General features: G+C 65.3%; 12 protein-coding genes. All 12 read right to left on the bottom strand.

What is annotated here, in order from left to right:
- Positions 1 to 80 precede the first annotated feature (80 nt).
- On the bottom strand, positions 81 to 377 hold the full coding sequence (locus tag MNBBLIKP_RS01740; protein ID WP_088306853.1) for a hypothetical protein: 297 nt from the start codon (positions 375 to 377) through the stop codon (positions 81 to 83).
- A gap of 302 nt (positions 378 to 679) precedes the next feature.
- A complete protein-coding gene (locus MNBBLIKP_RS01735; RefSeq protein ID WP_088306851.1) occupies positions 680 to 1354 on the bottom strand; it encodes a nitroreductase in 675 nt (224 codons plus the stop codon).
- 19 nt (positions 1355 to 1373) lie between these two features.
- Positions 1374 to 2531 carry a glutathione S-transferase family protein gene (locus MNBBLIKP_RS01730; RefSeq protein ID WP_088306849.1) on the bottom strand — a complete coding sequence of 386 codons (1158 nt, stop codon included), beginning with the start codon at positions 2529 to 2531 and terminating at the stop codon, positions 1374 to 1376.
- 195 nt (positions 2532 to 2726) lie between these two features.
- Complete coding sequence (locus tag MNBBLIKP_RS01725; RefSeq protein ID WP_088306847.1) at positions 2727 to 3410, bottom strand: DJ-1/PfpI family protein; 684 nt, start codon at positions 3408 to 3410, stop codon at positions 2727 to 2729.
- A gap of 18 nt (positions 3411 to 3428) precedes the next feature.
- On the bottom strand, positions 3429 to 4628 hold the full coding sequence (locus MNBBLIKP_RS01720) for a GGDEF domain-containing protein (protein WP_088306845.1): 1200 nt from the start codon (positions 4626 to 4628) through the stop codon (positions 3429 to 3431).
- Positions 4629 to 4734: 106 nt separating this feature from the next.
- Positions 4735 to 5580, bottom strand: a complete 846-nt coding sequence (locus tag MNBBLIKP_RS01715; RefSeq protein WP_088306843.1) for a flagellar motor protein MotB — start codon at positions 5578 to 5580, stop codon at positions 4735 to 4737.
- A gap of 3 nt (positions 5581 to 5583) precedes the next feature.
- Positions 5584 to 6447: a flagellar motor stator protein MotA gene (motA, locus tag MNBBLIKP_RS01710; protein ID WP_088306841.1), complete on the bottom strand. Its 864-nt coding sequence runs from the start codon at positions 6445 to 6447 to the stop codon at positions 5584 to 5586.
- A 43-nt stretch (positions 6448 to 6490) separates the two neighbouring features.
- Entirely contained in the window at positions 6491 to 7393 is a 903-nt protein-coding gene (locus MNBBLIKP_RS01705) for a flagellin N-terminal helical domain-containing protein (RefSeq protein WP_088306839.1), read from the bottom strand.
- A 16-nt stretch (positions 7394 to 7409) separates the two neighbouring features.
- The gene (gene flgK, locus MNBBLIKP_RS01700; protein ID WP_088306837.1) at positions 7410 to 8738 is read right to left on the bottom strand and encodes a flagellar hook-associated protein FlgK; all 1329 of its coding nucleotides are present in this window, start codon (positions 8736 to 8738) and stop codon (positions 7410 to 7412) included.
- A 3-nt stretch (positions 8739 to 8741) separates the two neighbouring features.
- Positions 8742 to 9062, bottom strand: coding sequence for a rod-binding protein (locus MNBBLIKP_RS01695; protein ID WP_088306835.1), 321 nt, complete (start codon positions 9060 to 9062; stop codon positions 8742 to 8744).
- Entirely contained in the window at positions 9059 to 10159 is a 1101-nt protein-coding gene (locus tag MNBBLIKP_RS01690) for a flagellar basal body P-ring protein FlgI (RefSeq protein WP_088306855.1), read from the bottom strand. Before MNBBLIKP_RS01690 ends, MNBBLIKP_RS01695 begins: the two co-directional genes overlap by 4 nt.
- 10 nt (positions 10160 to 10169) lie before the next feature.
- On the bottom strand, positions 10170 to 10744 hold a 575-nt coding region (locus tag MNBBLIKP_RS01685; protein WP_140420504.1), incomplete at its 5' end, for a flagellar basal body L-ring protein FlgH.

The following is a 10744-nucleotide window of genomic DNA, read 5'->3' as shown; positions in this document are numbered from 1 at the left end:
CCCTCACGCAAACCCCACAAATGTCGCTGCCTCGTCCACGCTCTTCCTGGGCGGGACCACTGCGTTGACGGGGAAGCTGACTAAAGCCGTTCGGCCAAGAATGATCTAAACCACCTGCCAAGCAGGAATCCGCAGACTGCCCCGGCGCTGGGCCATAACGGTCCAAACGCATATTCGAGTCCACTGGTTGATCTGAGGTTTTCGGGCTGATGACCCTGCCACCAGGCGATGAAAAAAATCATGCCAATCGGGACAATAAGCAAAGCAATGCATCCTGCTTTCTGCCGGGAAATCAGAATTCCTACAATCAGACCAATGATCGCGCCAATAAGCAAGGAGCCTTCAATGGTAAGCAGAATTCTTTCCAGATCAAACATGGTTCGAACATAGACCATTCAGAGCAAGTGACAATGATGTTTGCTTGATATGGTGCCAGTAATCCGGTTGCCCCGGAAATATGCAAAGTTAGATGCGGAGGCATTTTTTGCGCTACGGGCGCGGGTTCGTACAACCAACCCCCCGTCACCCCGGGCTTGACCCGGGGCCTAGCTGCCTTTGGCGGCAGTGCAGCATGCTCTGACGCCCGCAGGAAGAAGCTGGACCTCGGGTCAAGCCCGGGGTGACGTGGGGGGGAGGGCAGTGGGAGCTATGGGTGAGCGCAGGATTGGCCGCTACCCCCTCACGCAAACCCCACAAATGTCGCTGCCTCGTCCACGCTCTTCCTGGGCGGGACCACGGCGTTGGCGGGGAAGCTGTCATCCGGCCAGCCCAGCGCGACCGCTTTCATGATCACCTGATCGTCCGGGATCCCGGCGTGTTCGCGCACCACCGGGCTTTGCATGATGCCCTGGCTGTTGATCACGCAGCCCAGCCCGCGGGACCAGGCGGCGTTGACCAGCGCGGTGGTCACGGCGCCGCAATCGAACGGGGTGTCGTCGCTGCCTTCCAGCACTTTGTCATAGGTGATGATGACGCAGACCGGGGCGTCGAACTGGCGGAAACCGCGCAACACCCAGTCCTGCCGCGCGTCCTTGTCATCGCGTTCGATCCCCATTGCGCCGAACAATTGCTTGGCAACATCGACCTGCCGTTCGCGGTGGACCCCGGCAAAAGGCACGCCTTTGCGGAATTCGCGGCTGTCCGGTTCGCCCGCCAGCGTGCGTTCGGTATTGCCGCGCCGGATCCGGGCGAGCGGTTCGCCAGTGATGACGTGGAAATTCCACGGCTGGGTGTTCATCGAACTGGGCGCACGCATCGCCAGCGCCAGCACTTCCGCGATCAGCTCACGCGGGACCGGCTTGTCGAGATAGCCTCGGATTGAGCGGCGGCCCATGATCACGTCATCGTATTGCATCGTTATTCCCTCTGAAAACTTATCCCAGCACCAGCACGTTGTTTTGCCGCAGGATCGGGCGCGCGGTGCGCAGGGCCATGGTGTCGGTGCCGCCGGTGCGGGTGAGCAGCGCGGTCAGGCGGTCCCTGGCCGCGCCGTCCAGCCCATCGGCCATGGCCTGCGCGCGGGCCAATTGCCACAGCGAATGCGGCTGGCTGCCACGCTCCATCGTTACCCCGCGCCAGGCATAGCTGACCCGCCCGACATGGGGATGGACCTGCCGCTCACCGCTTTGCGACACCAGCGTGCCGGGGGCGGGATCGCTCAGACCCGCAAGCCAGCGGTCGAACTGGGCCACGTCAGCCGCCAGCCCGGGGCCCCAGTGGGCAAAGGCCACCTTGAGCACCGCTTCCAGCGTTTCCGGGATCGCATCATCGGCGGGATAGTCACCGCCGGGATCGGGATAGTCACTGTCCGGGATCTCGGCCACGTTCATCCGCTCGGTCCAGCGCGCGACATTGGGCGCCGTGGTGCGCATCAGCATGGCGGGCACCGGATCGCGCGCGAGGTGGGCATAGAGCGGGGCCATCATGCCAAAGTCCGCCGCGCTCGGCCGCCCGCCCAGCAGATAGGGATGCGCCCGGAAATGCGCTTCCAGCACGGCCAGCAATTCGGCGTAGCTGTCTTCCATCGCCGGGATCACCGCCGCTGTGACGCCCAGGTTGGGCAGGAAGCCCGCGAACTTGCCCATCAGCATTTGCGCCGTGGCCAGCCGGTTTTCATAGGGCATCGTATTGGGGATCGCGCGGGCGAATTCGACCTGCAGGAACAGGTCCTGCCGGTCGCGGTAAGACCAGCGGTAATGCATGGCGAGGGGGAGCAGATAGTTCGAGCCGAACGCGTCCAGAAATTCCGCCACCACCCGCTGCACCGCGCCCGCCGGAGCCAGCACCACGCCTTCGCCTTGTGCCTCGACATGGTCGATGATCGCGGTGGTATCCTGGATCAGCTCACCCTGCGGCGTGCGCACCACCGGGGCGACAAAGTGCCCGATCTGCGGAACGACCGTTCCCGCGAAATACGGATCGCCCACCAGCACTTCATCAAACGGCACCTGTTTCTTGATCAGGTAGGACCGGGCCTTGCCGGTATAGAGCGAATGGGGCGTGCCCCACAGGGTATAGCGGCCGGTGGCCATGGCAATTGGTTCCTCCCTCACTTCATCAGACCATCGGGCCTTCCCCAATCCTCCCCCCTTGGGGGAGGTGGGCCGCTGGAAGCGGCTCGGCGGGGGGACGGCAATCGGCCCAGGCCCCCTCCGCCAGTCCTGCGGACTGCCACCTCCCCCAAGGGGAGAGGATTTGAGGAAGCATCAGCCGAATCCCGATGGTCTCTAGGGTGTGAACCCTAAACGCTCTGCCGCTGCGATCAAGTCTGTGCGGCGATGGGGGGCGAGGCGATTGGCGCGCGCGCTATAGACATCGACCAGTGCGGCCCCCGCCTTGGCCGGGCTGCCCGCGTCGAACGGCGGGGCGGGATCGTATTCCAGCGCCAGCTGCACCGCGCGGGCGTGGTCCTCTCCCGCGATTTCGGCGATCAGGGCCAGGGCAAAATCGATTCCCGCGGTCACCCCGCCGCCGGTGGCGCGGTTGCGGTCAATCACGTGGCGGGCCTGAACCGGTTCGGCCCCAAACAGGGCCAGCAGATCGTGCCAGGCCCAATGCGTGGTGGCCCGGTAGCCGCGCAGCAACCCCGCCGCGCCCAGAATCAGGGCCCCGGTGCAGACCGAGGTTACCCACTGCGCCTCTGCGCCGACCTGCCGCACCCAATTCAGCGCTTCCTGGTGGTTGATCACATCGGAAATGCCCATTCCGCCGGGCACGCACAGCAGATCGGCGCGGGGCACTTCGGCGAACGTCGCGGTCGGCACTATGCTGAACCCGGCATCGGTCGGCACCGGATCGCGGCTGGCCCAGACCAGATCGACCCGCGCATCGGGCAGGCGTGAAAGGAACTGGGCGGGGCCGGTCAGGTCAAGCTGGGTGACGCCGGGGAACAACAGGAAGGCCAGGTGCATGGGTGTGACGCTATCAGGTCAGGCGGCCAGCTTCCAGCAATTGCGACCTGCTTTCTTGGCCGCATAGAGCGCCTGATCGGCGCGGCGCAGGGCCGCGTCGAACTGCGCGGGTTCATGCAGCTGCGCGCAGCCGATCGAGGCAGACAGGTCAATCCGGCCGGGCCAGTGCAGTCCGTCGGTCAACTCCTCGATCCGGGCGCGCAGATCGTCGGCCACTTCGCCGGGCCGTTCGGTGCGGTCCAGCGCGGCCAGCACGATGAATTCCTCGCCGCCCCAGCGCCCGGTCATGCGCCCGTCCTCTTCGATCTCCCACTGGGTCAGGGTGGTGCCCAGCGCCACCAGCACGCCATCGCCCATGGCATGGCCATAGCGGTCGTTGATCCGTTTGAAGTGATCGACATCGATCAGCATGACAAAGCAATCGCGATCGGCCCAGTCGCCTGCAAAGCGGTGCAGCGCCTGTTCGAACGCGCGGCGGTTGCGCAGCCGGGTCAGGGTATCCTGATCGGCCAGCCGGTTGGCCACAGTCAGCGCCCGTTCCAGCGCCATGTTGGTCTGGTTGAGCCGGGCCGCGATCCGGCGGCGGCGGATATCGAGCACGATCCCGCCGCGCGCCTGGCGGCCCACTACCCGCGCGAAATAGAAGATCGTCACGCAATAGATCAGGAAGCCCAGCGGCAGCAGCAGCCCGACCGTGCCGGTCAGCGCATGGATCTTGGGCGCCAGACCCAGGCAGCCACCCAGCGTGCTGGCAATCAGCGTCTTGGGGTGAAAGCTGGCTGAAACGATCGACAGGCAGATCGAAAACAGCGCGATGATCGCCAGCAGAAAGGCCATGAAGCTGACCGAGCTGCCGATCACCAGCGGCCAGGTCAGCGCGCCCCAGACCAGATTCGACAGCCCGACATTGCCGATCAGCCGCCGCTGGAACGCGATGCTGGGGGATCCTCTCGCAATCTCCTGCTGCAGGGTCCGGGCCAGCATGTTGGCTTCGACGAACAGCGCCATGCGTAGCAGGGCGATGCCCGCCAGCATGTGGGTGTTGGCCACATGGGGGGCCAGCAGCAAGGCCAGCATGATCACCGCCGCCCCGGCATAAGTGCCCGAACGGACTTGCTGGGTGACCAGCGCGAACTGGGCCCATTCGATCTGGCGCAGCAGCGGGGTCGATGCCGGGGCATCGGCTGGCGGCAGGGTCTGGTCGGGCGATCCGGTCACGGGCAATCCTTGTGGTTCTGCCGCGGTCCTAGCCGCCCGGCTGTTCACCAAGCGGTAAGTTTCGCCCTTTCGATCCGCTTAATATCCACAGCCGCAATTCTACCGATCAGCGCATCAGCAGGATCGAGATCCGGCGATTGCGCGGGTCTTCGGGCTTGTCGCGGACCAGTGGTTCGCGGTCTGCCACGCCTTCGATCTTGCGGAACCGCGGTTCGGCGATGCCGTCGCGCAGCAAGGCCTGACGGGTGGCTTCGGCGCGTCCGGCCGATAGCGACCAGTTGTTCGCCCCGCCGCTTTTCCATGGCAGCGAATCGGTGTGACCGCGGATCGACAGCGAACCCGCTTCCGGGGCCACCGTCTGGCCGATCGCGTGGAGCAGGTCGCTCGCCTCGCCGGTCAGCACCGTGGTGCCCAGCTGGAACATCGAAAAGTCGGCATCATCGACCAGGTCGATCCGCACCCCTTCGCTGGTGTCAACCATCCGCACCTGCTTGGCCAGCCGCGCCAGCCGGGCGCTTTGCTGCAGCTTGGCGGCCAGCTTTTCCTGCATCTTGACCACCTGCTTGCTCTTGTCGCCGCCCTCCTTGGGGCCGCCGGTGGTGTCGCGCGGGATGGTCATCGATTTGGTGCCGGTCTGCCCGGCGCGGTTGGGATAGTTATCGACATCGGTGATCGACGAACCGCCCAGCATGCCGTTCGACCCGGCGCTTTCCTGCTTCAGCTTGACCAGGGTGGGGGTGAAATAGTCGGCAATCCCCTTGCGCTGCTTTTCGGTGGTCGCGCCCAGCAGCCACAGCAGCAGGAAGAACGCCATCATCGCGGTCACAAAGTCGGCATAGGCCACCTTCCACGCGCCGCCATGGTGGCCGCCTGCGACCACCGTGATCTTCTTGACGATAATCGGCGGCGGCGGCGGTTCATTCTTGCCGCGCGCGTTGGGTTTGGCAGCCATGGTTTAGCGTCCGCGCAGGCTGTCGAGCAGTTCGGACAGGCCGGGGCGGAAATCGTGGCCCAGGCCCGAACGCGCGCTTTCCACCACCAGCGGCTGGGGCCAGCCATGCAGGCTGGCGATGATCACTTGCTTGACCGCATGAAAGATCTGCTCGTCTGCTTCGATCACCTGCTTGAGCCGCCCGGCCATTGGCGCGACCATGCCATAGGCGAGCAGCACCCCCATGAACGTGCCGACCAGCGCCGAACCGATCATGCCCCCCAGCACGCTGGGCGGTTCGTCGATCGAACCCATGGTCTTGACCACGCCAAGCACCGCCGCGACGATCCCGAGCGCGGGCAAGGCATCGGCCAGGTTCTGCAGCGCGTGCTGGGGTTCGTGCATTTCGTGGAAATGCTGCTTCATCGCATTGTCCATCACTTCTTCCACCGCGTGGACTTCCAGCGTGCCGGAAGAAACCACGATCAGCGTCAGCGTATCGGCGATCAGCGCGACCAGTTCCTTGTTGGCGAGAATCCGCGGGAATTCCGCGAAAATGGCCGATGTGGACGGATCGGTGACATGGCTTTCCAGTGCCACCGGACCTTCGCTGCGCAGCATCTTCATCAGCTTGGTGGTCAGGATGATGACGTCGATGTGATCCTGCTTGGTGTGGCGCGGGCCTTTGAACACTTTGCCAAAGCCGCCGGCCAGCGCCTTGATCCCGTGCATGTTGTTGCCGGTAACGATCGCGCCTGCGGCCGCGCCAAGGATGATCAGCATTTCGTGCGGAATCGCGTGCAGCACCGGCCCCAGCGCCCCGCCGGTAAGCGCAAAGCCGCCAAACACCATGACGATCAGGATGACGATCCCTATCCCAGCGTACATATTTCAAAACCCCCAAACGAACTTACAACCGGCCTGACGCCCTTCAGCGGATCAGGTCGAACAAGGACAGGCTGGCCAGCTTGGCAAAACTGGCCTGGCTGGCTTCCAGAACGGTCATCACCTGCTGCAGCTGAGTAATGGTCGAGGCGAGTTCCGCCCCGCCGACTTCGGCTTCTTCATTGGCACGCAGTTCGCCCAGTTGCAGGCGGCGCTCGCCAACCAGATCGATCCAGTTGAGCCGCGCGCCCACCACCGTCTGCGCGGTGGTGATGCTTTCAAGACCGGTGTCGAGCAGCCCCAGCGCATCGCGCGCGGCCTGGGCCGGATCGGCCGCCGCGCCGTTCAGCGCATCGGCCAGACCCTTGACCAAGGCGTAAAGGTTGGTCCCGGAAAAGTTCAGGAATTCTGGCCCGGTCAGCCCCTTGGTCACGGTCTGCCCATCACCCAGCGGCAGCTCGGTGGCGGTCGGCGTGCCATCATATTGCAGGGTTCCGGCGGCGGTCAGTGAAAAGGCATTGCCCGCGGTTTGCCCGCCGAACAGCGCATGGCCCGTGCTGTCGCGCGAATTGGCCAGGCGGACCAGTTCGTCCGACATCTGGCTGAGCTCGGTCGCGATCCCGCTGCGCTGGGCGGCGGTCATGGTGCCATTGGCGGCCTGGGTCGCCAGTTCCTGCGCGCGGATCACATAGGCAGAGAAATTCGAGAGGGCGCTGTCGGTCAGGGTCAGGTCGGTGGTGGCGCGCGCCGCAGTGGTCTGGTCGATCGCCGAAAACTGGTCCGCGCGCTGCAGGCTGCGCAGCTGTGCCGCGCCAACCGGATCGTCGCTGGCCTTGGTTAGCCGCTGCCCGGTGCTGAGCGAGGTCTGCAAGGCCTCGGCCCGGGTCCTGAGGCTCGACAGGTCAAGGCCGGAGCGGTCGTAAAAGGCGCTGGTGCTGACAAGGGTCATCGGCTGGGCTCCGCTATCACTTCAGGGCAAGCAAGGTGTCGAACAGGTCGGCGGCGATCTGGATCGCCTTGCCATTGGCCTGGAACGCCTGCTGAAAGCGCACCAGATTGGCGGCTTCCTGATCCAGATCGACCCCGCTCTGCTGTTCAAAGGCCAGCTTGGCCGCGCTGGCGATGCTGTCGAGCGCCTGGGCCGTGGTCTTGCGCCCGGCCACGCCGCTCGACACGGCAAACAGCATCCCGTCGAGGTCCTTGGCGACCCCGGCGGAACTGAGCGCGGTGCGCATGGCTTCAAGATTGGCAGGATCGCGGCTGCCGGGACCTGCGGTCGAAGCCGCCGTCGCGATCTGGCTGCCGCTGGTCAGATTAAGCGTGATCCCGGCTGCGCCGCTGCCGGTGAACATCGCAATGCCCGCGCTGCCATCCAGCGCCACCCCGGTGCCTTGCGCGCCATTGGCGGCGGTCATCAGATGACCCGCGATCACATCCAGCTGATCCTTGTTATCGCGCACCGCGATCAGGGCCTGGGCTTTGCCCGCCAATGATCCGCCCGCCACCGTTACCGGCGCGCCATCCAGCGTGAAAGAGATCGTCCCGTCGCCGCCGGTGACCATGGCAAAGGGTTTGGCCGTGCCGCCCTGAACCAGCGGCGCGCCGCCGATCCGCACTTCGACCGCCTGATCCACGCCGATCGAGGTGGTGATGTCGGCATAGCCGGACAGTTGCTGCATCAGCTGGTCGCGCTGATCGAGCAGCAAGGTCTGGTCGCTGGTCCCGGCTGCGGTGCGGTTAAGCTGAAGGTTGACCCGCGCCAGTTCGCCCGACAGCGAATTGACCTGCGCAGTGGCGTCGGTCGCTTCGAACCGCAGCCCCGCGCCGACATTGTCGAGCGCACTGGCGGCAATGTTGAACGTCCGCGCCAATGTGCGCGCATCTTCCAGCGCGGCGGCGCGCAGCGAAAGGTCAACCGGATCGGCCACCAGCCGTTGCAAGGACCCTTCAAACGCGGTCATTGCCGGATAGACATTGGACTGGTCGATCGCGGATTCGATGTTTTCGAACCCTTTCAGCTCGCTGCCTGCGCGGGCCGCGTCCGATCCGGTGCGGCGCAGTTCGCTTTGCCGGAACAGATCGGCGTTGCGCTGAATGCCCGCCACCCGCACCCCCGACAGCGAAAGATCCCCGATCCGCGAATAGCCGCCTGCGGCGGCCATTTCAGACAGGCTCACGCTGCGCCGGACATAGCCTTCGGTCGCGGCATTGGCGATGTTCTGGGTGGTCACTTCCAGCGCCGCACGCGCGGCCTTGAGCCCGGAGGAACCGATGTTGAAAAGGTCAGAGGCCATGGGTCAGGTCCTTCCCGCCGCAGACGCGGGGGCATCCAGCCCGGCTTGCCGGGCCAGCTGGACTTCGATCATTCTGGCCAGCCCGAACGATCCCGCCTGCGCCGCCGCATCGGCAAAGTGTTCGTCCTGCATGGTGCGAAAGGTTTCCAGCGCCTGTCCGCCCAGCAGCGGTTCGCCAAAGTCCGCCTTGCGCGCGGCGGCCAGCATCTGGCGCACGAACATCGCTTCGAACTGTTTGGCCACGCCGGCCAGCTTTTCACGGTCGCTGCCGTGGCTACTGACCAGGCTGCCGGCCGCCAGCATCGGGGATGAAACTGCGGTCATATCACCACCATTTCGGCTTTCAGCGCCCCGGCCTGTTTCAGGGCCTCGAGGATCGCGACCAGATCGCTGGGGCTGACGCCCAGCAGGTTGAGCGCATCGACCAGTTTGGCGAGCGACGCACCGGGCTTGAACAGGGCAACCTTGCGGCCTTCTTCCTCGGCCGACAGGGTGGAGCTTTGCTGCACGGCGGTCTGCCCCCGGCTGAAGGCATTGGGCTGGGAAATGGTGGGCTTTTCATCGATCCGCACGGTCAGCTTTCCGTGGCTGATCGCTGCCGGGGCAAGCCGCACCGCGCTGTTGATCACCACCGTGCCGGTGCGGCTGTTGACGATCACCCGCGCCGGGGTTTCCGCCGGGGTCACGTCCAGCATCTCGATCGCGGCCATCATGCTGGCGCGGGCATCGGCCTGCGACGGCAGACGCAGCGCCAAAGTGACGCCGTCCTCCACGCTGGCGGTGCCGGGGAATGCGCGGTTGACCGCATCGCGGACCCGCGCGGCGGTCAGGAAATCGGACTGGAACAGGTTCCAGCGCAGGCTGTCGGCGCTGTTGAACCCGGTTTCGACTGTGCGTTCCACGCTCGCCCCGTCGGCAATCCGGCCTACGGTGGGGATGTTGACCGTCAGCTTCGATCCGTCCGCGCCCGAAATGCCGAGCCCGCCGACGGCGAGATTGCCCTGCGCCATGGCATAGATCTGCCCGTCCGCCCCATAGAGCGGCGACATGATCAGCGCCCCGCCGCGCAGGCTTTTGGCTTTGCCCAGCGCGCTTACCGTCACGTCGATCCGCTGGCCGGGCTTGGCGAAGGCGGGCAGATCGGCAGTGATCATCACTGCGGCAGCGTTTTTCAGGCTGGGGTTGATGCCCGCAGGCAGCTGCACCCCGACCCGCCCGGACACGCCGCGCATCGCCTGCGTCACATATTCCAGACTGTCATCGCCGGTGCCGACCAGCCCTACGACCACGCCGTAGCCGGTCAGCTGGTTGGTTCGCACGCCCTGGTACGCACCCAGATCGCGGATCCGTTCGGCCATGACGGCGTGTGGCAGCAGCAGGGCGATCACCACGGCGATCAGAGTGATGGGGCGAAGCTTCATCTCCACCCCCTCAGAACGGACTGATCATGTTGAAGAACTTGCTCAGCCAGCCTTCCTTGCCGGCCCGCGCGACGCTGCCGTTGCCGGCATATTCGATCCGCGCATCGGCCACGCGTGAGGACGCGATGCGGTTGTCCGCATCGATGTCACTCAGCCGCACGATACCGGCGAACTGGATCCATTCCTGGCCCTGGCTTAGCAACAAGCGCTTTTCTCCGCGCACCAGCGCGGTGCCGTTGGCCCGCACTTCAGCGATGGTAACGGAAACTTCGCCGGCCAGCGTGCTGGTCTGCGAGGCATTTCCCTGACCGTTGAACGACGATTGGCTCGACGCTTTAAGGGCATTGGGGTTGAGGAAGCCGAGCGGGCCGGTGGTCGGCGGGGTAATCGAAGCCCCACCGTCGCGCTGGGTTTTCGATCCTGCGCTCTTGGTGGTGGTGGTCTGCTCGACCAGCGTGATCGTCAGCGGATCGCCGACCTGGCTGGCACGGTTGCCGTGGAACAAGGGGGCATAGCCCGTTGCCACATTGAAGATCGCGCCATTGGCCTGCTGCGGCGGAGCGGCGGGCGCGGGCAGGGCGGGTT

The organism is Novosphingobium sp. B 225, from assembly GCF_002198665.1.
GTDB lineage: Bacteria > Pseudomonadota > Alphaproteobacteria > Sphingomonadales > Sphingomonadaceae > Novosphingobium.
This window is presented reverse-complemented; position numbering and strand designations above follow the sequence as displayed.